Origin of the sequence: Citrobacter sp. NCU1, assembly GCF_010231475.1 — a bacterium.
In the GTDB taxonomy this organism is placed as follows: Bacteria; Pseudomonadota; Gammaproteobacteria; order Enterobacterales; family Enterobacteriaceae; genus Citrobacter_D.
This window is the reverse complement of sequence record NZ_NRDO01000072.1, coordinates 20,014-45,084: the sequence shown is the minus strand read 5'-3', so window position 1 is coordinate 45,084 and position 25,071 is coordinate 20,014. Positions and strand designations below refer to the sequence as shown.

At 51.8% G+C, this 25,071-nt stretch carries 20 protein-coding genes; 15 read left to right on the top strand and 5 right to left on the bottom strand.

Annotation, left to right across the window (positions count from 1 at the left end; translation table 11 throughout):
• Nucleotides 1–35 precede the first annotated feature (35 nt).
• Together yfbR and alaA are read right to left on the bottom strand one after the other, a co-directional pair.
• Nucleotides 36–635 (bottom strand): 5'-deoxynucleotidase, encoded by a 600-nt coding sequence (gene yfbR / locus CJP72_RS20085; protein ID WP_162383086.1) that lies wholly within the window; start codon nt 633–635, stop codon nt 36–38.
• A 91-nt stretch (nt 636–726) separates the two neighbouring features.
• Entirely contained in the window at nt 727–1,944 is a 1,218-nt protein-coding gene (alaA, locus tag CJP72_RS20080; RefSeq protein ID WP_162383085.1) for an alanine transaminase AlaA, read from the bottom strand.
• Nucleotides 1,945–2,865: 921 nt separating this feature from the next.
• On the opposite strand from alaA, the gene lrhA reads away from it, so the two are divergent.
• From lrhA to nuoN, 14 genes are all read left to right on the top strand, one after another.
• Nucleotides 2,866–3,804 carry a transcriptional regulator LrhA gene (gene lrhA, locus CJP72_RS20075; protein WP_162383084.1) on the top strand — a complete coding sequence of 313 codons (939 nt, stop codon included), beginning with the start codon at nt 2,866–2,868 and terminating at the stop codon, nt 3,802–3,804.
• Nucleotides 3,805–4,430: 626 nt separating this feature from the next.
• A complete protein-coding gene (gene nuoA, locus CJP72_RS20070) occupies nt 4,431–4,874 on the top strand; it encodes an NADH-quinone oxidoreductase subunit NuoA (protein WP_162383083.1) in 444 nt (147 codons plus the stop codon).
• A gap of 15 nt (nt 4,875–4,889) precedes the next feature.
• Complete coding sequence (gene nuoB / locus CJP72_RS20065) at nt 4,890–5,552, top strand: NADH-quinone oxidoreductase subunit NuoB (RefSeq protein WP_003028075.1); 663 nt, start codon at nt 4,890–4,892, stop codon at nt 5,550–5,552.
• Between the two features lie 86 nt (nt 5,553–5,638).
• Nucleotides 5,639–7,441: an NADH-quinone oxidoreductase subunit C/D gene (gene nuoC, locus CJP72_RS20060; RefSeq protein ID WP_162383082.1), complete on the top strand. Its 1,803-nt coding sequence runs from the start codon at nt 5,639–5,641 to the stop codon at nt 7,439–7,441.
• A 2-nt stretch (nt 7,442–7,443) separates the two neighbouring features.
• A complete protein-coding gene (gene nuoE / locus CJP72_RS20055; RefSeq protein ID WP_006683660.1) occupies nt 7,444–7,944 on the top strand; it encodes an NADH-quinone oxidoreductase subunit NuoE in 501 nt (166 codons plus the stop codon).
• Nucleotides 7,941–9,278, top strand: coding sequence for an NADH-quinone oxidoreductase subunit NuoF (gene nuoF / locus CJP72_RS20050; RefSeq protein ID WP_162383081.1), 1,338 nt, complete (start codon nt 7,941–7,943; stop codon nt 9,276–9,278). Before nuoE ends, nuoF begins: the two co-directional genes overlap by 4 nt.
• A 184-nt stretch (nt 9,279–9,462) precedes the next feature.
• Nucleotides 9,463–12,189 carry an NADH-quinone oxidoreductase subunit NuoG gene (nuoG, locus tag CJP72_RS20045; RefSeq protein WP_162383080.1) on the top strand — a complete coding sequence of 909 codons (2,727 nt, stop codon included), beginning with the start codon at nt 9,463–9,465 and terminating at the stop codon, nt 12,187–12,189.
• A complete protein-coding gene (gene nuoH, locus CJP72_RS20040) occupies nt 12,186–13,163 on the top strand; it encodes an NADH-quinone oxidoreductase subunit NuoH (RefSeq protein ID WP_162383079.1) in 978 nt (325 codons plus the stop codon). Before nuoG ends, nuoH begins: the two co-directional genes overlap by 4 nt.
• 14 nt (nt 13,164–13,177) lie before the next feature.
• Nucleotides 13,178–13,720, top strand: coding sequence for an NADH-quinone oxidoreductase subunit NuoI (gene nuoI, locus CJP72_RS20035; protein WP_162383078.1), 543 nt, complete (start codon nt 13,178–13,180; stop codon nt 13,718–13,720).
• An 11-nt stretch (nt 13,721–13,731) separates the two neighbouring features.
• Nucleotides 13,732–14,286: an NADH-quinone oxidoreductase subunit J gene (gene nuoJ / locus CJP72_RS20030; RefSeq protein WP_162383077.1), complete on the top strand. Its 555-nt coding sequence runs from the start codon at nt 13,732–13,734 to the stop codon at nt 14,284–14,286.
• Nucleotides 14,283–14,585, top strand: coding sequence for an NADH-quinone oxidoreductase subunit NuoK (gene nuoK, locus CJP72_RS20025; RefSeq protein WP_000612644.1), 303 nt, complete (start codon nt 14,283–14,285; stop codon nt 14,583–14,585). The genes nuoJ and nuoK overlap by 4 nt, the downstream gene beginning before the upstream one ends.
• Complete coding sequence (nuoL, locus tag CJP72_RS20020; protein ID WP_162383076.1) at nt 14,582–16,423, top strand: NADH-quinone oxidoreductase subunit L; 1,842 nt, start codon at nt 14,582–14,584, stop codon at nt 16,421–16,423. Before nuoK ends, nuoL begins: the two co-directional genes overlap by 4 nt.
• A 152-nt stretch (nt 16,424–16,575) precedes the next feature.
• Nucleotides 16,576–18,105: an NADH-quinone oxidoreductase subunit M gene (gene nuoM / locus CJP72_RS20015; protein WP_162383075.1), complete on the top strand. Its 1,530-nt coding sequence runs from the start codon at nt 16,576–16,578 to the stop codon at nt 18,103–18,105.
• A 6-nt stretch (nt 18,106–18,111) separates the two neighbouring features.
• Nucleotides 18,112–19,569: an NADH-quinone oxidoreductase subunit NuoN gene (nuoN, locus tag CJP72_RS20010; RefSeq protein ID WP_162383074.1), complete on the top strand. Its 1,458-nt coding sequence runs from the start codon at nt 18,112–18,114 to the stop codon at nt 19,567–19,569.
• Nucleotides 19,570–19,633: 64 nt separating this feature from the next.
• Here nuoN and CJP72_RS20005 read toward each other — a convergent pair.
• Together CJP72_RS20005 and CJP72_RS20000 are read right to left on the bottom strand one after the other, a co-directional pair.
• Nucleotides 19,634–20,991, bottom strand: a protein-coding gene (locus tag CJP72_RS20005) for an IS3 family transposase (protein WP_162383073.1) whose coding sequence is annotated in 2 segments (ribosomal slippage) — nt 19,634–20,529 and nt 20,529–20,991 — 1,359 coding nt in all. Because the reading frame shifts where the segments join, the coding sequence is not laid out codon by codon here.
• An 85-nt stretch (nt 20,992–21,076) separates the two neighbouring features.
• A complete protein-coding gene (locus CJP72_RS20000; RefSeq protein WP_162383072.1) occupies nt 21,077–22,312 on the bottom strand; it encodes a hypothetical protein in 1,236 nt (411 codons plus the stop codon).
• A gap of 192 nt (nt 22,313–22,504) precedes the next feature.
• Here CJP72_RS20000 and CJP72_RS19995 point away from each other — a divergent pair, with 192 nt between their 5' ends.
• A complete protein-coding gene (locus CJP72_RS19995) occupies nt 22,505–24,028 on the top strand; it encodes a vWA domain-containing protein (RefSeq protein ID WP_446714982.1) in 1,524 nt (507 codons plus the stop codon).
• A 33-nt stretch (nt 24,029–24,061) separates the two neighbouring features.
• Here CJP72_RS19995 and CJP72_RS19990 read toward each other — a convergent pair whose 3' ends face one another.
• Nucleotides 24,062–25,045, bottom strand: coding sequence for a chemotaxis protein (locus tag CJP72_RS19990; protein ID WP_162383070.1), 984 nt, complete (start codon nt 25,043–25,045; stop codon nt 24,062–24,064).
• Nucleotides 25,046–25,071: the final 26 nt, after the last annotated feature.

Genomic DNA, 25,071 nt, shown 5'->3' with positions numbered 1-25,071 from the left:
CCGGTTAAGACGTTTACGCCGTCCTCCGGCAACGCTTACAAAGGGGAGTCCTGGCTAATCTCATCCAGAGATAAGTGGAAGCTTGGCACGAAGACTTCCATAAAATAGTCCATTTCTTCGCTACGGCGCGATTCCAGTGTTTTTTCCAGACGCGCTTTTGCCAGTAAAAATTCATTGTTGCCCGCTGACAACTCTTCCAGACACTTCAGATAAGCGCACAGCGCATCGGCCTGTTTAACAATCGATTTTTCTTCTTCGCTGTAGGTTTGCTCATCAATCAGCGGCGCGAAAATATCGCGTAGTTCCTCAGGCACCATATCGACCAGTTTCTGCTGAGCGATCTTCTCAATGGCTTTGTATTCCTGCGCAATCTGTGAATTAAAGTATTTGACCGGAGTAGGCAGATCGCCCGTCAGGACTTCAGAGGCATCGTGATACATTGCTAACAGAGCAATACGTTCCGCATTGACCTGACCTGCAAATTTACGATTTTTAATCGCTGCCAGCGCATGAGCGACCATGGCAACCTGCAGGCTGTGTTCGGAGACGTTTTCGGTGCGTACATTACGCATCAGCGGCCAGCGGTTAATGAGTTTGAGGCGGGAGAGGTGGGCAAAAAAATGGCTCTGCTTCATAGTGACCTTTTCATCATGACAACCTGGAGGTTATTTTGCGCAGAGAAAGCTGCCGGATGCAAATACCGGCAGCCAATTTCAGACGGTGGCCTTAAGCCTGGTGATAACCTGACAGGAAACGCTCAAACTTACTGAGCGACATCTCAATGTCGTCAATACGTGGCAGCGTCACGATGCGGAAGTGGTCCGGCCATGGCCAGTTGAACGCGCTACCCTGAACCAGTAGCACTTTTTCCTGTAACAGGAAATCGAGCACCATCTTCTGATCGTCATGAATATTAAAGCGTTTTGCATCAATTTTGGGGAACATATACAGTGCGCCACGCGGTTTCACGCAGGAAACACCGGGAATATCATTAATCAATTCCCATGCACGGTTACGCTGTTCGTAAAGTCGGCCGCCAGGCATGATAAATTCGCTAATGCTCTGGTATCCGCCTAATGCCGTTTGAATCGCGTGCTGCGCTGGTACGTTTGCACACAGACGCATTGACGCCAGCATCTCCAGGCCTTCGATATACCCCTTCGCGTGTTTCTTCGGCCCGTTCAGAACCATCCAGCCCTGGCGGAATCCAGCCACACGATAGGTTTTAGACAAGCCGTTAAAGGTGATCGTCAGCAGATCCGGCGCCAGTGCAGCGATGGAATGATGTTCGGCGTCATCGTAGAGAATTTTGTCGTAAATTTCGTCGGCAAAAATGATGAGATTATGCTGGCGAGCAATCTCAACAATTTCCATCAGCAGCTCTTTGGAATACACAGCGCCAGTGGGGTTGTTGGGGTTGATGATGACAATACCACGGGTGCGCGGAGTAATTTTGGCGCGAATATCATCAAGATCCGGGAACCAGTCAGAAGACTCATCACAAAGGTAGTGTACTGCTTTGCCACTTGAAAGCGAAACGGCGGCCGTCCACAACGGATAATCCGGCGCTGGCACCAGCATTTCATCTCCGCTATTCAGCAACGCTTGCATTGCCTGAACGATAAGCTCAGATACGCCGTTACCAATATAGATATCTTCTACGGTGACATCGCGTATTCCACGAGCCTGGTAATGCTGCATAATCGCTTTACGGGCAGAGTACAGACCTTTTGAGTCGCAATATCCTTGCGCCGTTGGCAAATTACGGATGACATCAACCAGAATCTCATCGGGCGCTTCAAATCCAAAAGGCGCTGGATTGCCAATGTTCAGTTTCAGAACTTTATTGCCTTCTTCTTCCAGACGTTTTGCTTCTTTCAGAACCGGGCCGCGGATGTCGTAACAGACGTTATCTAATTTGCTGGATTTTTCAATAGGGGACATGAACCTTAACCTTTTAGCTGTTATCGCCACTCCCTGCCGTGGAAGTCAGCACGGAACAATGTACTCCCACGACGGTGAGTTTTGAAGGGTCTGCAGTAGAAGATTTTGTCAGTTTTGGGGGCGTGAATGTGCGGTTAATGACTTTATCGATGCTAATTTATTGGTTGTATGTTCGTTTGTCTGTGTGTTTGGTATGATATAATCCTATTCATTGGTGCATTTGTGGGTGTTTTGTGTTGTTAAAAAATAATCTATTTTTGTATCGACCAGTGTTCTATCAGGACCTCCTGCAGGGACATATTTCGTAAATACTGAAAGCTTGCCGCAGGTGGCTGTTATAAATGTGTTCGGTGAACTTAAGGGTGTGAATCTATTGTTAAGTAGAATTAATGAATACTGTGTTTATTAATTAATTATTATTTAATATTTAAAAAGCATTTACTGAAGGCATTAATAATAAAGAATACTTTGATCAGCATAACATAACTTTGCATCAGATTAATCGCATTAAGACTTATAAATAATGCGGATTTAGGGTAAGATGACCATGAAAAATGGCTCTAAGGTTATGATATCTGCTATTAGACAGGGGATGTTTTTATAACTAACTCATTGCGCAACTTGCTTTTTTTGTGTACTGCGGGAGTGCGTTGACTATTCTAACATTTACCATGCTTACACGTTTACCATTAGTAAGAAAGCACGAGCATCTAATAGATAAGACGCTTTTTAACGATATATATTTAAGTGTATATCGGAGAGGGAAGTCATGTTGTCAGCGACGTGATATTCACTCTTACTTTGCTCAGTGACATCAGAGTGATACTGCCAGGGAGGGACATTACAAATGGAATTGTTTGTTTCCGAATACACAGCATTAGCCCGCTCAGCTCAGTATGAGCCGCCAGTAAGTGAAAAATTATGATAAATGCAAATCGTCCGATCATTAATCTCGACCTCGATCTGCTGAGAACGTTTGTTGCTGTTGCGGATCTGAACACCTTCGCGGCTGCGGCTGCGGCTGTATGCCGTACTCAGTCTGCGGTAAGTCAGCAAATGCAACGCCTTGAGCAGCTCGTAGGAAAGGAATTGTTCGCCCGACATGGTCGTAACAAGCTTTTGACTGAACACGGTATCCAACTTCTGGGATATGCCCGAAAAATTCTGCGTTTTAATGATGAAGCCTGTTCATCATTAATGTTCAGTAATCTTCAGGGGGTATTAACAATCGGCGCTTCCGATGAATCAGCCGATACGATACTGCCTTTTTTACTCAATCGCATCAGTTCGGTTTATCCGAAACTTGCACTTGACGTCAGGGTGAAGCGTAACGCTTTTATGGTCGATATGCTGAAGTCGCAGGAAGTGGATCTGATTGTGACCACCAATCGACCTGGCGCTTTCGACTGCCTTAACCTGCGCACATCGCCCACTCACTGGTATTGTGCCGCAGAGTATGTGCTGCAAAAAGGCGAGCCGATTCCGTTAGTGTTGCTGGATGATCCCAGTCCGTTTCGTGACATCGTGCTGGCAACATTAAATGCGGCGAACATCCCGTGGCGTCTGGCGTATGTTGCGTCGACGCTACCGGCAGTCCGCGCGGCGGTGAAGGCTGGATTAGGGATAACCGCGCGTCCAGTCGAGATGATGAGCCCGGATCTACGCGTGTTGAGCGCTGTAGATGGACTGCCGCCGTTACCTGACACAGAATATTTGCTGTGTCGAGATCCGGCCAGTCAGAACGAACTCGCGCAGATTATCTACCAGGCGATGGACAGCTATCAGAATCCCTGGCAGTACTCGCAATTTACCCCGGAAGGGGGAGATGATTCTCTGATGGTTGAAGGTGACTTCGGGTAACGCGCCAGCCAAAAACGTGATTAAATGTAAGTGTAAAAAAGAACCGCTGATGATGAAAAATCACTCAGCGGTTCTTTTTTTGTACAAAGTGCGTGAAATGGTATTTACGGGTGAGAAAAAGTTTTATTAAATCAGTGAGTAAAGATTAATTTTCAGTATTGCGCATAAAACGCACATCTGAGGCTTGAGTTTCTGCCAATGTTAAAAAACTAGAGAAATTGTTGCTGTTTTTTAGGGTGGATTAACAAAAGCGTGTCACAGATCAAGAAAATACTCCTATTTAGGGGGAGGCATCTGCACGAAATCCTGTCAAAATAGAGGCGCATTATCTCTTTAACCTCACAACGGACACGATTCAACAAAGTTAAAGCCGACTGACGATGCGATCGAAGCCAGTCATAAGGGCATTAAATGTTAACTTTGTTGTTTTGATGTAAATTAATGTGAGGTAACTTTTGTTAAAGTTGACAAAAGGTTATAGAAAGGAGTAAAAAACCACATCAATTAGCTGTTTAATCATTTTCTACAGTTATTGTAGGGTTTTTTTTATTCCTCCCCATGAATCGATGTGGCGTTCATCTGCCGAAAAGAGCAGAGAATTTGGCGCTACTTTTGATGAGTAAGCAATGAGTATGTCAACATCCACTGAAATCATCGCTCATCACTGGGCATTCGCTATCTTTCTTATTGTTGCCATTGGACTGTGCTGCCTGATGCTCGTCGGCGGTTGGTTTTTAGGCGGTCGCGCGCGCGCGAGGTCGAAAAACGTTCCGTTTGAATCAGGTATTGACTCAGTTGGCTCCGCCCGCTTACGCCTGTCTGCCAAGTTTTATCTGGTAGCCATGTTCTTCGTTATCTTCGACGTTGAAGCGCTGTATCTGTTCGCATGGTCAACTTCTATCCGCGAAAGCGGTTGGATTGGCTTTGTGGAAGCTGCAATTTTTATTTTTGTGTTACTGGCAGGTCTGGTTTATCTGGTGCGTATTGGCGCGCTGGACTGGACGCCCGCGCGTTCACGCCGCGAGCGTATGAACCCGGAAACGAACAGTATCGCTAATCGTCAACGCTAACCGCGAGGCATTAAGATGGATTATACGCTCACCCGCATAGATCCTAACGGTGAGAATGACCGTTACCCCCTGCAAAAACAGGAGATCGTAACCGACCCCCTGGAGCAAGAAGTTAACAAAAACGTGTTCATGGGCAAACTGCATGACATGGTTAACTGGGGCCGTAAGAACTCAATTTGGCCGTACAACTTCGGCCTTTCCTGCTGCTACGTAGAGATGGTGACCTCGTTCACCGCCGTGCATGACGTGGCGCGCTTTGGTGCGGAAGTACTGCGTGCTTCGCCGCGCCAGGCTGACCTGATGGTGGTTGCGGGAACCTGCTTCACCAAAATGGCGCCGGTCATTCAGCGTCTTTATGACCAGATGCTGGAGCCAAAGTGGGTTATCTCCATGGGCGCATGTGCCAACTCTGGCGGTATGTATGATATTTACTCGGTGGTTCAGGGTGTAGATAAGTTTATCCCGGTGGATGTGTACATCCCGGGATGCCCGCCGCGCCCGGAAGCGTACATGCAGGCGCTGATGCTGCTGCAGGATTCGATTGGCAAAGAACGTCGTCCGCTCTCATGGGTGGTTGGCGATCAGGGCGTTTATCGCGCCAATATGCAGTCAGAGCGCGAGCGTAAACGCGGCGAACGCATTGCAGTAACGAATCTTCGTACACCAGACGAGATTTAATTTGCGCCTGTCGGCAGCTGTACTTCACTTCGCTCATCACTACATAAATAGCGCGAAGCCCTGCCGACCACCACGGACCATTTGCAATGGTGAACAATATGACCGACTTAACCGCGCAAGAAGCCGCATGGCAAACCCGGGACCATCTGGATGACCCGGTCATTGGCGAGCTGCGCAACCGTTTTGGGCCGGATGCCTTTACCGTTCAGGCGACCCGCACCGGAGTACCCGTTGTTTGGGTTAAACGAGAACAATTGCTGGAAGTTGGCGATTTCTTAAAGAGATTGCCAAAACCCTACGTCATGCTGTTTGACTTACACGGCATGGACGAGCGTCTGCGTACACACCGTGACGGGTTACCCGCCGCGGATTTTTCCGTTTTCTATCACCTGATTTCCATTGAACGCAATCGCGACATCATGCTCAAGGTGGCGTTGTCTGAAAACGACCTGCGTGTGCCGACCTTCACCAAACTGTTCCCTAACGCTAACTGGTATGAGCGTGAAACCTGGGAAATGTTTGGTATTGATATCGAAGGCCACCCGCACCTGACGCGACTGCTGATGCCGCATACCTGGCAGGGCCATCCGCTGCGTAAAGACTACCCAGCGCGTGCGACCGAATTCGACCCGTTTGAGCTGACCAAAGCCAAGCAGGATCTGGAAATGGAAGCGCTGACCTTTAAGCCAGAAGATTGGGGAATGACTCGCGGTACCGATAACGAGGACTTCATGTTCCTCAACCTCGGTCCGAACCACCCGTCTTCCCACGGTGCATTCCGTATTGTGCTTCAGCTTGACGGCGAAGAGATCGTAGACTGCGTACCGGATATCGGTTACCACCATCGTGGCGCCGAGAAGATGGGCGAACGTCAGTCCTGGCACAGTTACATTCCGTACACTGACCGAATCGAGTATCTCGGCGGCTGTGTCAACGAAATGCCCTACGTGCTGGCCGTTGAAAAACTGGCGGGTATCACCGTGCCGGATCGCGTCAACGTAATCCGCGTGATGCTTTCCGAGCTGTTCCGCATCAACAGTCACCTGCTGTACATCTCGACGTTTATTCAGGACGTCGGCGCAATGACCCCTGTGTTCTTTGCCTTTACCGACCGTCAGAAAATCTACGACGTGGTAGAAGCGATCACCGGTTACCGTATGCACCCGGCCTGGTTCCGTATCGGCGGTGTTGCCCACGACCTGCCGCGCGGTTGGGACAAACTGCTGCGTGACTTCCTCGACTGGATGCCGAAGCGTCTGGATTCCTATGAGAAAGCCGCGCTGCGTAACACCATCCTGAAAGGCCGTTCACAGGGCGTTGCCGCTTACGGTAAGAAAGAAGCGCTGGACTGGGGCTGTACGGGGGCCGCGTTGCGCGCGACCGGGATTGACTTCGACGTGCGTAAATCACGTCCGTACTCTGGCTACGAAAACTTCGACTTTGAAGTACCGGTTGGCGGCGGTGTTTCCGACTGCTACACCCGCGTCATGTTGAAAGTAGAAGAGTTGCGTCAGAGTCTGCGCATCCTTGAGCAGTGCCTCAATAACATGCCGGAAGGCCCGTTCAAAGCGGATCACCCGCTGACGACGCCGCCGCCGAAAGAGCGCACGCTACAACATATCGAAACCCTGATCACTCACTTCCTGCAAGTGTCGTGGGGACCGGTGATGCCGGCGAACGAGTCCTTCCAGATGGTGGAAGCGACCAAGGGTATTAACAGTTACTACCTGACCAGCGATGGCAGCACCATGAGCTACCGTACGCGTATCCGTACCCCGAGCTATGCGCACCTGCAGCAGATCCCGGTCGCGGTTCGCGGCAGCCTGGTGTCCGACCTGATCGTCCATCTGGGTAGTATCGATTTTGTTATGTCAGATGTGGACCGCTAATTATGCACGAGAATCAACAACCACAAACCGAGGCTTTTGAGCTGAGTGCGGCAGAGCGTGAAGCCATTGAGCACGAGAAGCACCACTACGAAGACCCGCGTGCGGCGTCCATTGAAGCGCTGAAAATCGTTCAGAAGCAGCGTGGCTGGGTGCCGGATGGCGCGATCTATGCGATCGCTGACGTACTGGGTATTCCGGCCAGCGACGTCGAAGGCGTTGCAACGTTCTACAGCCAGATCTTCCGCCAGCCGGTTGGTCGCCATGTGATCCGCTATTGCGACAGCGTGGTGTGCCATATCAACGGCTACCAGGGGATTCAGGCTGCGCTTGAGAAAAAGCTCAATATCAAGCCGGGACAGACGACCTTTGACGGCCGCTTTACGCTACTGCCGACCTGCTGTCTGGGGAACTGTGACAAAGGGCCGAACATGATGATCGATGACGATACGCATGCTCACCTGACCCCGGAAGGCATTCCTGAATTACTGGAGCGGTATAAATGAAAAACATTATCCGTACTCCCGAAACGCATCCGCTGACCTGGCGTCTGCGCGATGACAACCAGCCGGTATGGCTGGACGAATACCGTGCCAAAAACGGTTATGAAGGGGCGCGTAAAGCGCTGAGCGGTCTCTCTCCGGATGAGATTGTCAACCAGGTTAAAGACGCTGGCCTGAAAGGGCGCGGCGGCGCAGGCTTTTCCACGGGTTTGAAGTGGAGCCTGATGCCGAAAGACGAATCCATGAACATCCGTTACCTGCTGTGTAACGCCGATGAAATGGAGCCGGGTACCTATAAAGACCGTCTGCTGATGGAACAACTGCCGCACCTGCTGGTGGAAGGTATGTTGATCTCTGCGTTTGCGCTGAAAGCGTACCGGGGTTACATCTTCCTGCGCGGTGAATACATTGAAGCGGCAGTGAATCTGCGCCGCGCCATTGCCGAAGCGACCGAGGCGGGTTGGCTTGGCAAAAACATCATGGGCACCGGCTTCGACTTCGAGCTGTTTGTCCATACCGGGGCAGGGCGTTATATCTGCGGTGAAGAAACTGCGCTTATCAACTCCCTCGAAGGTCGTCGCGCTAACCCACGCTCCAAGCCGCCGTTCCCGGCAAGCTCTGGCGCATGGGGCAAACCGACCTGCGTCAACAACGTCGAAACGTTGTGTAACGTCCCGGCAATCCTCGATAACGGCGTCGAGTGGTATCAGAACATTTCGAAGAGCAAAGATGCGGGCACCAAGCTGATGGGCTTCTCCGGTCGCGTGAAGAATCCGGGTCTGTGGGAGTTACCGTTTGGCACCACCGCGCGTGAGATCCTCGAAGATTACGCCGGCGGTATGCGCGATGGTCTGAAGTTCAAAGCCTGGCAGCCAGGCGGCGCAGGTACCGATTTCCTGACCGAAGCGCACCTTGACCTGCCGATGGAGTTCGAAAGCATCGGGAAAGCGGGCAGCCGTTTGGGAACCGCGCTGGCGATGGCGGTTGACCATGAGATCGGGATGGTGCCTCTGGTGCGTAACCTGGAAGAGTTCTTTGCCCGTGAATCGTGTGGCTGGTGTACGCCGTGCCGCGACGGTCTGCCGTGGAGCGTAAAAATTCTGCGTGCGCTGGAGCGTGGCGAAGGCCAGCCGGGGGATATCGAGACACTTGAACAACTGTGTCGTTTCCTCGGCCCGGGGAAAACCTTCTGTGCGCACGCGCCAGGTGCGGTTGAACCTTTGCAGAGCGCCATTAAATATTTCCGCGAAGAATTCGAAGCCGGCATCAAGCAACCGTTCAGTAATACCCACTCGATTGGTGGTATTCAGCCGAACCTGCTGAAAGAGCGCTGGTAAACGTCTTACGCGAAATCATTCAAGATGCGTCAAGGCGGCGACCGAGAGAATCCCCTGAGCTTACTGAAGTAAGTGACTGGGGTGAACGAGGGAAGCCAACGCAGAGGCAGCTTGAAGGATAAAGCGGAAAAAGAATTTCGATTAATGCTCAGTCTAGACTGAGCCAACTGGAAGCATGCTGACTATGGCTACGATTCATGTAGACGGCAAAGAATATGAGGTCAATGGCTCAGACAACCTGTTACAGGCATGTCTGTCCCTCGGCCTTGATATTCCGTACTTTTGCTGGCATCCGGCGCTGGGAAGCGTCGGTGCTTGCCGCCAGTGTGCGGTGAAGCAATATCAAAACGCGGAAGACACGCGTGGTCGCCTGGTGATGTCTTGTATGACACCGGCTACCGAAGGCACCTTTATCTCTATTGATGACGAAGAAGCGAAACAGTTCCGTGAAAGCGTGGTCGAGTGGTTGATGACTAACCACCCGCACGACTGCCCGGTGTGTGAAGAGGGCGGTAACTGCCATCTTCAGGATATGACCGTGATGACTGGCCATAACTTCCGTCGCTATCGTTTCACCAAACGTACTCACCGCAATCAGGATTTAGGGCCGTTCATCTCCCACGAAATGAACCGCTGCATCGCTTGCTACCGCTGCGTGCGTTACTACAAAGATTACGCTGATGGCGGCGACCTGGGCGTTTATGGCGCACACGACAACGTCTATTTCGGTCGCCCGGAAGACGGTACGCTTGAAAGCGAATTCTCCGGCAACCTGGTCGAAATTTGCCCGACCGGCGTATTCACCGATAAAACGCACTCCGAGCGTTATAACCGTAAATGGGACATGCAGTTTGCGCCAAGCATCTGCCAACAGTGTTCCATTGGCTGTAACACCAGCCCGGGTGAGCGTTACGGCGAACTGCGTCGTATCGAAAACCGCTATAACGGCACCGTTAACCACTACTTCCTCTGCGACCGTGGTCGTTTTGGCTATGGTTACGTCAACCTGAAAGACCGTCCACGTCAGCCGGTTCAACGCCGTGGTGATGATCTGATCTCGCTGAACGCCGAGCAGGCGATGCAGGGTGCTGCGGATATTCTGCGTCAGTCGAAGAAAGTGATTGGTATTGGTTCTCCACGCGCAAGCGTAGAGAGCAACTTCGCGCTGCGTGAACTGGTAGGGGCGGAAAACTTCTACACCGGTATCGCCCAGGGTGAGCAGGAACGTCTGCAACTGGCGCTGAAAGTGCTGCAGGAAGGTGGCATTCATACCCCTGCATTACGTGATATCGAATCTTACGACGCCGTGCTGGTGCTGGGTGAAGACATCACGCAGACCGGGGCACGCGTTGCGCTGGCTGTGCGTCAGGCAGTGAAGGGGAAAGCTCGCGAAATGGCCGCAGCACAGAAAGTGGCTGACTGGCAGATTGCGGCAATCCTTAACATTGGTCAACGTGCGAAGCATCCGTTGTTCGTGACTAACGTCGATAACACCCGTCTGGATGATATTGCGGCGTGGACGTACCGTGCGCCAGTCGAAGATCAGGCTCGCTTAGGTTTTGCTATTGCGCATGCGCTTGATAACAGCGCACCGGCGGTGGAAGGAATAGACCGTTCACTGCAAAACAAAATTGATGTGATCGTTCAGGCACTGGCCGGAGCGAAAAAACCGTTGATTATCTCCGGCACCAATGCCGGTAGCGCGGAAGTGATTCAGGCGGCTGCCAACGTGGCAAAAGCACTGAAAGGCCGTGGCGCTGACGTTGGTATCACCATGATTGCCCGTTCCGTGAACAGCATGGGCCTCGGTATGATTGGCGGTGGAACGCTTGACGATGCGTTAACCGAACTGGAAACCGGTCGTGCTGACGCCGTCGTGGTGCTGGAAAACGATCTGCATCGCCATGCTTCGGCCATTCGCGTTAACGCTGCGCTGGCGAAAGCACCGTTGGTGATGGTGATTGATCATCAGCGTACAGCGATTATGGACAGTGCCCACCTGGTGCTCTCCGCAGCAAGCTTTGCTGAAAGCGACGGTACGGTTATCAACAACGAAGGCCGCGCACAGCGTTTCTTCCAGGTGTATGACCCGGCGTATTACGAAGCCAATACCGTGATGCTGGAAAGCTGGCGCTGGCTGCACTCGCTGCACAGTACTGTACGTAACCGTGAAGTCGACTGGACGCAACTTGACCACGTCATCGACGCCGCGATTGCCGCACTGCCGCAACTGGCGGGGATCAAAGATGCCGCGCCGGACGCGACGTTCCGCGTGAATGGTCAGAAACTGGCGCGTGAGCCGCACCGTTACAGCGGTCGTACCGCGATGCGTGCCAACATTAGCGTTCACGAACCGCGTCAGCCGCAGGACAAAGACACCATGTTTGCCTTCTCGATGGAAGGGAACAACCAGCCGGGCGCACCACGTTCGCAGATTCCATTTGCCTGGGCCCCAGGTTGGAACTCCCCGCAAGCATGGAACAAATTCCAGGCTGAAGTGGGCGGAAAACTGCGTCATGGCGATCCGGGCGTTCGCCTGATCGAAGCGTCTGAGGGCGGTCTGGAGTACTTCACGACCGTTCCGGCAGGTTTCCAGGCAGAAGAGGGTAAATGGCGTATCGCGCCGTACTACCATCTGTTTGGTAGCGACGAGATGTCACAGCGTTCTCCGGTCTTCCAGAGCCGTATGCCGCAGCCGTACATCAAACTCAACCCGGCCGATGCCGCGAAGTTGGGCGTGAATGCCGGTACGCGTGTCTCCTTTAGTTATGATGGCAACACGGTCACGCTGCCGGTTGAAATTGCTGAAGGTTTGACGGCAGGGCAGGTTGGTTTGCCGATGGGTATGCCTGGCATTGCGCCGGTGCTGGCGGGCGCGCGTCTTGAGGATCTGCAGGAGGCACAACAATGAGTTGGATTACACCGGATCTGATTGAGATCCTGCTGAGCATTCTCAAAGCGGTGGTGATCCTGTTGGTGGTGGTCACCTGCGGAGCATTCATGAGCTTTGGTGAACGTCGCCTGCTGGGTCTGTTCCAGAACCGTTATGGACCAAACCGTGTTGGCTGGGGCGGTTCGCTCCAGCTGGTCGCGGACATGATCAAAATGTTCTTTAAAGAAGACTGGATCCCGAAATTCTCGGATCGCGTCATCTTTACGCTGGCGCCAATGATCGCTTTTACCTCGCTGCTGCTGGCCTTTGCTATTGTGCCAGTAAGCCCGGGTTGGGTGGTTGCGGATCTGAACATCGGGATTCTGTTCTTCCTGATGATGGCGGGTCTGGCGGTCTACGCGGTGCTGTTTGCCGGTTGGTCGAGTAACAACAAATACTCGCTGCTGGGTGCGATGCGTGCCTCTGCGCAGACCCTGAGTTATGAAGTGTTCCTGGGACTTTCCCTGATGGGCGTGGTGGCGCAAGCCGGTTCATTTAACATGACCGACATCGTCAATAACCAGGCTGATATCTGGAACGTTATCCCGCAGTTCTTTGGTTTTATCACCTTCGCCATCGCGGGCGTGGCGGTGTGTCACCGTCACCCATTTGACCAACCGGAAGCCGAGCAGGAACTGGCAGATGGTTACCACATTGAATATTCCGGTATGAAGTTCGGTTTGTTCTTCGTGGGGGAGTACATCGGTATCGTCACCATTTCTGCGCTGATGGTAACCCTGTTCTTCGGTGGCTGGCATGGCCCGTTCTTACCGCCATTCGTCTGGTTTGCGCTGAAAACCGCATTCTTCATGATGATGTTCATTTTGATTCGCGCGTCATTACCTCGTCCTCGTTATGACCAGGTGATGTCCTTCGGCTGGAAGATCTGCCTGCCGCTGACGCTTGTCAACTTGCTGGTAACGGCGGCTGTCATTCTCTGGCAGGCGCAATAAGGGGCGAAAAGACCATGACCTTAAAAGAATTGTTAGTAGGCTTCGGCACCCAGGTACGCAGTATCTGGATGATCGGCCTGCATGCGTTCGCCAAACGCGAAACGCAGATGTACCCGGAAGAACCGGTCTATCTACCACCCCGTTTCCGTGGCCGTATCGTACTGACGCGCGACCCGGACGGTGAAGAACGCTGTGTTGCCTGTAACTTGTGTGCGGTAGCCTGCCCGGTAGGCTGTATCTCTCTGCAAAAAGCAGAGACCAAAGATGGTCGTTGGTATCCGGAGTTTTTCCGCATTAACTTCTCACGCTGCATTTTTTGTGGACTGTGTGAAGAAGCCTGTCCGACAACGGCAATTCAGCTCACGCCAGATTTCGAACTGGGTGAGTACAAGCGCCAGGATCTGGTTTACGAGAAAGAGGATCTGCTGATCTCCGGTCCGGGTAAATACCCGGAATATAGCTTCTACCGGATGGCAGGTATGGCAATCGACGGCAAAGATAAGGGCGAAGCAGAGAACGAAGCCAAGCCTATCGACGTCAAGAGCCTGTTACCGTAAGGAGAGGGGCAATGGAGTTCGCTTTTTATATCTGTGGGCTGGTAGCCATTCTCGCCACCTTGCGAGTGATCACCCACACCAATCCGGTGCATGCGTTGCTGTATCTGATTATTTCGCTGCTGGCGATTTCTGGGGTGTTTTTCTCGCTGGGGGCTTACTTCGCGGGTGCGCTGGAAATTATCGTCTACGCAGGCGCCATCATGGTGCTGTTCGTGTTCGTGGTGATGATGCTCAACCTGGGCGGTTCGGAAATCGAACAGGAACGTCAATGGCTGAAACCCCAGGTATGGATTGGCCCGGCGATTCTGTCGGCCATCATGCTGGTGGTTATTGTGTACGCCATTCTGGGTGTTAATGACCAGGGTATCGACGGTACGCCAGTTAGCGCGAAAGCTGTCGGCATCTCTCTGTTCGGACCTTACGTTCTGGCCGTTGAACTGGCTTCCATGCTGCTGCTGGCGGGTCTGGTTGTAGCCTTCCACGTCGGTCGTGAAGAACGTGCAGGCGAAGTGCTGAGCAACCGCACTGAAGACCGTGCGAAAAGAAAAACGGAGGAGCACGCATGATCCCCTTACAACATGGACTGATCCTCGCTGCGATTTTATTCGTTCTGGGCTTAACCGGTCTGGTTATCCGCCGCAATCTGCTGTTTATGCTGATCGGTCTGGAAATCATGATTAACGCTTCCGCGCTGGCCTTTGTGGTCGCCGGTAGCTACTGGGGCCAGACCGATGGTCAGGTGATGTATATCCTCGCCATCAGCCTTGCGGCTGCTGAAGCGAGTATCGGACTTGCGCTGTTACTGCAACTGCATCGCCGTCGCCAGAACCTGAACATCGATTCAGTAAGTGAGATGCGTGGATGAACATGCTTGCCTTAACCATTATTCTGCCATTGATTGGCTTTGTACTACTGGCGTTCTCTCGCGGTCGCTGGTCGGAAAACCTCTCCGCTACCGTGGGCGTGGGTTCCATTGGTCTGGCGGCGCTGGTGACAGCGTTGGTCGGCATGGACTTCTTCGCGAACGGTCAGCAAGCGTTTAGCGTCCCGCTGTGGACCTGGATGTCGGTCGGTAACTTCAACATTGGTGTTAACCTGGTACTGGATGGTCTCTCCCTGACCATGCTGTCGGTGGTCACCGGCGTGGGCTTCCTGATCCACATGTTTGCGTCCTGGTATATGCGCGGTGAAGAGGGCTACTCTCGCTTCTTTGCTTACACCAACCTGTTTATCGCGAGCATGGTTGTCCTGGTGCTGGCCGACAACCTGCTGTTGATGTACCTCGGTTGGGAAGGCGTGGGCCTGTGCTCCTATCTGCTGATCGGTTTCTACTACACCGATCCGAAGAATGGCGCTGCTGCGATGAAAGCGTTTGTCGTAACCCGTGTGGGTGACGTCTTCCTCGCCTTTGCGCTGTTCATTCTGTACAACGAACTGGGCACCCTGAACTTCCGCGAAATGGTGGAACTGGCGCCAGCGCACTTCGCCGCAGGCAATAACATGCTGACCTGGGCGACGCTGATGCTGTTGGGTGGCGCGGTCGGTAAATCTGCGCAGTTGCCGTTGCAGACATGGCTGGCAGACGCGATGGCGGGCCCAACGCCTGTCTCCGCGCTGATCCACGCTGCGACAATGGTCACCGCCGGTGTCTATCTGATTGCCCGTACTCACGGCCTGTTCCTGATGACCCCGGAAATTCTGCATCTGGTGGGTATCGTTGGTGCGATTACGCTGGTGCTGGCCGGTTTCGCCGCGCTGGTGCAAACCGACATCAAACGTGTACTCGCTTACTCCACCATGAGCCAGATTGGCTACATGTTCCTGGCGCTGGGCGTTCAGGCATGGGATGCGGCGATTTTCCACCTGATGACGCACGCCTTCTTTAAAGCGTTGCTGTTCCTGGCATCCGGTTCGGTGATTCTGGCCTGCCATCACGAACAGAACATCTTCAAGATGGGCGGCCTGCGTAAATCCATTCCGCTGGTTTATCTCTGCTTCCTGGTCGGTGGCGCGGCGTTGTCAGCTCTGCCGCTGATCACTGCGGGCTTCTTCAGTAAGGATGAGATTCTGGCCGGTGCGATGGCGAATGGTCATATCAATCTGATGGTTGCAGGTCTGGTCGGTGCTTTCATGACCTCTCTGTATACCTTCCGTATGATTTTCATCGTGTTCCACGGTAAAGAGCAAATTCACGCTCACGCAGGGAAGGGGATTACCCATCATCTGCCGCTGATTGTGCTGATGATCCTGTCCACCTTCGTTGGCGCGCTGATTGTGCCGCCACTGCAGGGTGTACTGCCGGCAACAACCGAGCTTGAGCACGGCCGCGTGATGACCCTGGAAATTACCTCTGGCGTTGTGGCGATTGTGGGCATTCTGATGGCAGCCTGGCTGTGGCTGGGTAAACGCACTCTGGTGACCTCGATTGCCAACAGTGCCCCAGGTCGTCTGCTGGGCACCTGGTGGTATAACGCCTGGGGCTTCGACTGGTTGTACGACAAGGTGTTCGTGAAGCCGTTCATGGGTATCGCCTGGTTGCTGAAAAGGGACCCGCTGAACGCAATGATGAACATTCCGGCGATCCTTTCTCGCTTTGCAGGTAAAGGCCTGCTGTTCAGCGAGAACGGTTATCTGCGCTGGTATGTGGCGTCCATGAGTATTGGTGCGGTCGTGGTGCTGGCACTGTTGATGGTATTGCGTTGAGTTTGATTGTTTTGTGGGGGGCGGATGGCGCTGCGCTTATCCGACCTACCATTCTGTAGGCCCGGGTCGCAGTGCGCTACCGGGCAAACAAACCGACAATCAGAAGTAAAAATCAGGTCCTGTTGGGACTTTAACAAGGAATAAAAATCGCCATGTTACTACCCTGGCTAATATTGATTCCCTTTATCGGTGGCTTCCTGTGTTGGCAGACCGAACGCTTTGGCGTGAAGGTGCCGCGCTGGATAGCGCTGGTAACCATGGGACTGACGCTGGCGCTTGGTCTGCAACTGTGGTTGCAGGGCGGCTATTCACTGACGCAATCCGCTGGCATTCCGCAGTGGCAGTCTGAGTTCGTGCTGCCGTGGATCCCGCGCTTTGGCATCTCAATCCATCTGGCCATTGATGGTCTGTCACTGCTGATGGTGGTGCTGACCGGTCTGCTGGGTGTTCTGGCGGTATTGTGTTCCTGGAATGAAATTGAAAAATACCAGGGCTTCTTCCACCTGAACCTGATGTGGATCCTCGGCGGCGTTATCGGCGTGTTCCTTGCCATCGACATGTTCCTGTTCTTCTTCTTCTGGGAAATGATGCTGGTGCCGATGTACTTCCTGATCGCGTTGTGGGGGCATAAAGCTTCTGACGGTAAAACGCGTATCACGGCGGCCACTAAGTTCTTCATCTATACCCAGGCGAGTGGTCTGGTGATGTTGATTGCCATCCTGTCGCTGGTGTTTGTTCACTACAATGCGACCGGCGTCTGGACCTTCAACTATGAAGAACTGCTGAATACTCCGATGTCCCACGGTGTGGAATATCTGCTGATGCTGGGCTTCTTCATCGCCTTCGCGGTGAAAATGCCGGTGGTTCCACTGCACGGCTGGTTGCCGGACGCACACTCCCAGGCACCGACCGCAGGTTCTGTTGACCTGGCGGGGATTTTGCTGAAAACCGCGGCCTACGGTCTGCTGCGTTTCTCCCTGCCGCTGTTCCCGAACGCGTCTGCGGAGTTCGCACCAATCGCTATGTGGTTGGGTGTTATCGGTATCTTCTACGGCGCATGGATGGCGTTCGCTCAGTACGACATTAAACGTCTGATTGCTTACACCTCTGTTTCGCACATGGGCTTCGTGCTAATTGCTATCTACACCGGCAACCAACTGGCGTACCAGGGGGCGGTTATCCAGATGATCGCGCACGGTCTGTCCGCTGCGGGCCTCTTCATTCTGTGTGGGCAGTTGTACGAACGTCTGCACACCCGTGATATGCGTATGATGGGTGGTTTGTGGGGCAAAATGAAATGGTTGCCTGCACTGTCGATGTTCTTCGCGGTCTGTACGCTGGGTATGCCGGGAACCGGTAACTTCGTCGGCGAATTTATGATTCTGTTCGGCAGCTTCCAGGTGGTTCCGGTTATCACCGTGATCTCGACCTTTGGTCTGGTGTTTGCCTCCGTTTACTCGCTGGCGATGCTGCATCGCGCTTACTTCGGTAAGGCGAAAAGCCAGATTGCCAGTGTTGAACTGCCAGGGATGTCGCTGCGCGAGCTGTTTATCATCCTGTTGCTGGTTGTGCTTCTGGTACTGCTTGGCTTCTATCCGCAGCCGATTCTGGATACCTCGCATTCTGCGATGAGCAACATCCAGCAGTGGTTTGTTAATTCCGTTACTACTACAAGGCCGTAAATCGCCATGACAATAACTCCACAACACCTGATTGCGCTGCTACCGCTGCTGATCGTCGGCTTGACGGTGGTGGTTGTGATGCTCTCCATTGCGTGGCGACGCAATCATTTCCTCAATGCCACGCTGTCGGTCATTGGGCTTAACGCTGCTCTGGTTTCGCTTTGGTTTGTTGGCCAGGCAGGCGCGATGGACGTGACGCCGCTGATGCGGGTTGACGGTTTCGCCATGCTCTACACTGGGTTGGTACTGCTGGCGAGCCTCGCCACCTGTACCTTTGCCTACCCGTGGCTGGAAGGCTATGACGACAACCGGGAAGAGTTTTACTTGCTGGTGTTGATTGCCGCCCTTGGCGGGATCTTGCTGGCTAACGCTAACCATCTGGCGGCGTTGTTCCTCGGTATTGAACTCATCTCTCTGCCGCTGTTTGGCCTGGTGGGTTACGCGTTCCGTCAGAAACGTTCGCTGGAAGCCAGTATCAAATACACCATTCTGTCTGCCGCAGCGTCTTCATTCCTGCTGTTTGGTATGGCGCTGGTGTACGCGCAGTCTGGCAACCTGTCGTTTGTCGCGCTCGGTAAGAGCCTCGGCGATGGGATGCTGAACGAGCCGCTGTTGCTGGCGGGCTTTGGCATGATGATTGTCGGCCTTGGCTTTAAACTCTCTCTGGTGCCGTTCCATCTGTGGACGCCAGACGTTTATCAGGGGGCGCCTGCGCCGGTTTCCACTTTCCTGGCGACGGCGAGCAAGATCGCTATCTTCGGCGTGGTGATGCGTCTGTTCCTGTACGCACCAGTTGGCGACAGCGAAGCGGTACGTGTGGTGCTGGGCGTGATTGCCTTTGCCTCCATCATCTTCGGTAACCTGATGGCGCTGAGCCAGACCAACATTAAACGTCTGCTCGGTTACTCTTCTATCTCTCACCTGGGTTATCTGCTGGTGGCGTTGATTGCCCTGCAGAGCGGTGAGATGTCGATGGAAGCGGTTGGCGTTTACCTGGCCGGTTACCTGTTCAGCAGCCTCGGCGCGTTCGGCGTGGTGAGCCTGATGTCCAGCCCGTACCGTGGTCCGGATGCGGATTCACTGTTCTCCTACCGTGGTCTGTTCTGGCATCGTCCGATCCTCGCGGCTGTGCTGACAGTGATGATGCTGTCTCTGGCGGGTATCCCGATGACGCTGGGCTTTATCGGTAAATTCTACGTCCTTGCCGTCGGTGTGCAGGCTAACCTGTGGTGGCTGGTTGGTGGCGTGGTGATTGGCTCCGCGATTGGTTTGTACTACTACCTGCGCGTTGCCGTGAGCCTCTACCTGAGTGCACCGCAGCAGCTTAACCGTGATGCGCCGTCAAACTGGCAGTACAGCGCGGGGGGTATCGTGGTACTGATTTCCGCGCTGCTGGTGCTAATTCTCGGCGTCTACCCGCAGCCGTTGATCAGCATCGTGCAGTTGGCCGCACCGCTGATGTAAGCAAAACGCAGAAACGAAAAAACCGCCGAATCTGAACTGACCCCATAATATTGGACGGTTTAGATTAAGCGGCTAACTGGGCCTGGGTTCGGTACTCTACCGGACTCAGGCCTTTTAGTTTCTGTTTTATTCTTTCATGGTTGTAATAGTGGATATACTCATCGATGGCAATGCGTAACTCACTGATACTCCTGTTTTCCGTAAGATAAAAACATTCAGATTTCAGCGTGCCAAAGAAGCTCTCCATCACCGCATTGTCGTAACAGTTTCCCTTTCTTGACATGCTCTGTTTCAGGCCCGCTTCCTTCAGCCTGTTCTGATAGTGCGCCATCTGATATTGCCAGCCCTGATCTGAGTGAAGCAGCGGGCATTCCCCTTTATCCAGGACCGACATCGCCTTCGTCAGCATGTCATCCACCATCGACAGAAGAGGACGGGGCTCCATCTGATACGCAACGATTTCCCCGTTATACAGGTCCAGTACCGGGGACAGATACAGCTTTTCTCCGTTGATATTAAATTCCGTGACATCTGTTACCCACTTCTGATTTGGCTTATCCGCACTGAACCGCCGGTTCAGCACATTACCTGCAACTTTCCCGTACCTGCCCCTGTAAGAGTTATATTTTTTCCTTCTGATACAGCTTGTTAAGTCCAGTTCCTTCATTAACCTCTGAACCGTTTTATGATTCAGTAAACGTCCATCCCGGCGGTAAGCCAGCGTGATACGCCTGTATCCATACCTGCCTTTATGTTTGTGGAACAGCGTTAAAATACGGCGTTTATCATCGGCATATTTGTCCGGTTTTTTACTGCTGCTCAGTTGCCAGTAGAATGTGCTTCTCGCCAGTCCTGCCGCTTTTAACAAGTGCGCAAGAGGGAACTGCAGCCTTAACTCATTCACAACCTGCGCTTTATCCCGCGTTCTGGCGTGCTTTTTTCCCTGAGTAAGGCCTGCAGCTTTTTTAGATAAGCCACTTCAGCACGCAGTTGTTCAAGCTCCTTACGTTCATCAGGACTGAGGGGCGTCTGCAAAGGGTTCACGGGCGCATTTTCAGGGGGAAAGGGCATCATTTTTTTCCTGCGTCGGCTGGTAGTGAGGGCTTCGAATCCTCCTTCATCATACAGGCGTTCCCACTGACAAACCGTGGAGAAGGCCGGAATAGCGAATATTGCACAGACTTCGCGAACAGACAGTCGGTGTTCACGCATATGCAGGATAACGGACTCTTTAAATGCAGGAGAATAAGTGAAATGCCGGGTTGTAAGCCCGGATTCACCATGAAGCTTCCAGGCAGCAGACCACTTACGAACGGCGCTGTGATCGACACCAAAACGCCTTGCTGTCGCTTTTTGTCCTTCCTTCCCGGAAAGATAGTGCCGGACGACCTTAAGCTTAAAAGTGAGAGAATACTTGCTCATAAAAAACTGCACATTACTTCGTTGGGTGTCCAACTTTTGGGGTGCAGTTCAAATCGGCGGTTTTTTTATGGCCCATACCTTCCGTTTATGACTTGATCGGGTGAGTGCATGTGCTGTTTTCGAAACGTTTATTGTACTTATAATTATATTCCGATGAGACGATGCTATTATAATTTATAGTAGATGCAGATGAATAACAGATCACATCTACGTTTAAATCATTAATAATAAAATCTATCATTGGTTCTGTTCCATTTCTTATGATGAATTCCACTAGCGTTATATCATCACCGAAATCACCATATTCTTTGCCAATTACCGATTGCAGGCGTTTTTTATCTTTTATTTTTGATATGACACTTTGATTGTCACCGAAAACAACCGCCATCGCGATAACATCATTTTCATTTTCAGGTTTTACGAATTTTTCAAAATAAGATATGCTTATTTTATTTGAATTCATGATCGCATTGTGCAGGTCTTTCAACGTAATCGTTAAATCATCCTGCCATTTTGGCTCAAGCTTCAGCAAAAAATTAAGCATTTTGATTTTTATTTTGCTGCACTCGTCATCTCTCATGCATTGCCTTAAATTACTTAACCTGTTATTTATGATGGTTTTATCACTCTGAATTTCTTTCTTTTTATTAGCGTCTATTCTGCTGTACAACAAAGTTAAGAAATTGATGCTTGTCGAGTCGCGGAAAGAGTCGTTGATAGCATAATTGCTGGTGTAGTCATTTTTATAGTCGCTACATTGAAGCACTTTCTCAAATGAGGCGATGGGATAGTCAAAATCGTTATTACCATTGTAGTTAAATTTCATATCGAATAAAAGTGAGTCAATTCCTTCAGGGCACGTCTTCCATAGTGAATCTAATGCTGCACCATCGCCTTTTCTTAACGCTATATTTACAGCGGTATCATAATCTGCTGTATTTTTCGTTGGGAGTAAACAAAGTGTATGCAGGATGAAGGTAAGGGCAAATAAACACCAACCTGTGCGCAGGATTTTAGTTGAACTCCACGGTGTTTTCTGTCGTGAAAAATACACAAACCACAATATTAAGGTGTACGGAATAAGATTGAAAACACAATCAAACACATTGTCAAAATAGTGATGAAAATAAATGGTGTGAAGTAAGGCGGTAACGCCGATCGGTAACTCCAGATAAATTAAAGAGATAAACCCCGCGTTGTCATTTTCCTCCCTCTTCCTTCTAAGTAGAAAAGGGATGATAAAGGCTATTGGAACAATAAAAGCTAACGCAATATACATCATAATGATGATTACATCACCCGTTGAGAACGATATCATCATTTCCTCCATGAGTTGATTTTGTATCTTGATACAATTGATAAGTTGAATCCTTGGTACGATATCATCTATTAAGTTCTTTCTCTAAAGAAAGGTTTTTGTTGTAACCGATAGTCTATTTCCAGGTTTGGTTTAAATAAAAAAGGATTTTGTATATAAATGAATAAAGCATTCAAGGTATCTATTTTGGGGCTGATGTTGAGTGGTTGTAGCCAGGCACCAACCAGTCATGCTTATTATATGAATACAGCAGCACCTGCTGAGCTATTATATGGGAGAGTCTCCCAGGACGCTGCTGCTCATTACACTCACTACGACGACAACCCCGTCAAACAGGTTGCACAAATACCACTGGCGACGTTCAGCCTGGACGTGGATACGGGCAGTTACGCTAATGTGCGGCGTTTTCTCAACGGGGGGCAGTTACCTCCTCCGGATGCGGTGCGGGTTGAGGAGATGGTGAACTATTTTCCGCCAGATAAACCTGTCTCTGCCAATACCGCTTCCCGTGAGTCTTCACCGTTCAACATCAATTATGAACTTGCACCAGCACCGTGGAATGAACAGCACACGTTACTGCGTCTGGATATTGCCGCAAAAGAAATCTCCAGCAGTGCACGCCCTCCTGCCAACCTGGTTTTCCTGATTGATACGTCGGGATCCATGGCGCTCGACCAGCGTCTGCCGCTGGTGAAGTCAGCTATAAAAATGCTGGTTAATGACTTGCGCCCACAGGATCACATCTCAATTGTCACCTACGCAGGCTCGTCCGACGTGTTGTTGTCGGCGGTGTCCGGCGCTGAGAAAAAAACCATTATCAATGCCTTGAACGATCTGAACGCAGATGGCAGCACGAACGGTGGTGCTGGGTTGCAAATGGCGTATCAGCAAGCTGAGAAAGGATTTATCAAAGGCGGCGTCAACCGCATCTTGCTGGCGACGGATGGCGACTTTAACGTTGGCATCGACGACCCGAAAGCCATTGAAGCGCTGGTAAAAAAAGAGCGTGATTCAGGCGTTACTCTCTCAACACTCGGCGTCGGCGATGACAACTTTAATGAAGCGATGATGGTAAACATTGCTGACGTAGGGAACGGTAATTACAGCTACCTCGACTCTTTATCCGAAGCGCAAAAGGTGTTGAACCAGGAAATGGGTCAGACGCTGGTGACAGTGGCCAAAGACGTCAAAGCACAAATCGAATTTAACCCGCAGCAGGTAGTTGAGTATCGTCAGATTGGCTACGAAAAACGCCAATTGCGCGATGAAGACTTCAATAACGATGCCGTCGATGCTGGCGATATCGGAGCGGGTAAACACGTCACGGTTTTGTTTGAGCTGACGCTGGCGGGGCAAAAGGGATCAGTTGATGCGTTGCGCTACGCCAAAGATCCGATGAAAGCCACAACCGGTAAAGAGAGTGAATTGCTGTGGGTAAAGCTGCGTTATAAGACGCCGCAGGCGGAAAACAGCCGTTTAATCAGTCAGCCGGTGATGGCAGCTACGGTACAAAACCGTTTTGATATGGCATCTACAGATATGCGTTTTCTCTCCGCTGTGGCGGCCTACGGACAAAAACTGCGTGGTTCCGATACGCTGGCGAAAACGTCCTGGCAGCAGATTGCGCAATGGGGCGAGCAAGCTAAAGGCTCCGATCCGCAGGGGTATCGGGCTGAATTTATCCGTCTGGTGGGGTTAGCAGAGGGGCTATCGCGTTAAGAGAGCGGCAGGGAAAGGTCCCTGCCATTTTTCCTAACAATCAGGAAGTGCCGGATGCGCCGCGCGCTCCAGCACTTCCTGAATCACCGATGACAACTCATTGACTTCAAATTTTGCCACATAGCCATCGGCTTTCACTTTGCGTACATGGTCTTCGTTGGCGCTGCCGGAAAGCGAAGAGTGGATAACCACCGGGATTTTCTTCAGTCGTTCGTCGGTTTTGATTTTGCGGGTGAGGGTAAAACCGTCCATCTCCGGCATTTCGAGGTCGGTCAACACAAGGGCTATTTTCTCGCTAACCGGTATACCTTCCGCTTCGGCTTCTTTGGCCAGTTGCTGGATCTTCTCCCAGGCATCTTTACCGGTGATATGCATCTGATGCGGAATTTCCATAGCATTTAAGCCTTTCTCGAGCATCGCGCGAGCCACTCGCGAATCTTCTGCGACGATGGCCACCGCTCCTGGCGTGATATTGAACTTATTGGTCTTCAGATTGGCGGCGCGCAGATCGTGATTTGACGGTACGATGTCATAGAGGATCTGCTCAACGTCGAGCACCAGCGCCAGGTTGTTGGTTTCTTTGTCGTCATCCAGACAGGCGATGCTGGTGATATAGCGACCGTTGACGGCTTTCTCGGCGGTATGAACCTGCTGCCAGTCCAGACGCATGATATTCTCGACAGACTCAACGGCGAATGCCTGAACACTGCGGGCATATTCGGTGATCAGCAGAATGTTTAACCCTGTCTCGGGTTTGCATCCGGCGACGGCCGGAAGGTCAATGACCGGGATCACCTGATCGCGAATGTTGACCATCCCTAAGAGAGGCGCTTTCATTCCGGCAGGGCGCGTAAACGTCGGCATAGGAACAATTTCGCGCAGCTTAAATACGTTGATGCCAAAAAGCTCTGATTTCTGTTCCTGCACTGATGTACCAAGACGAAACAGCAGCAATTCAAAACGGTTGGACAGGGTCAGGTTCGCCCTGTCATCAATATCTTTCTGGAAATTGTCCATTCTGTCCTCAATGTGAAAACCAGCCT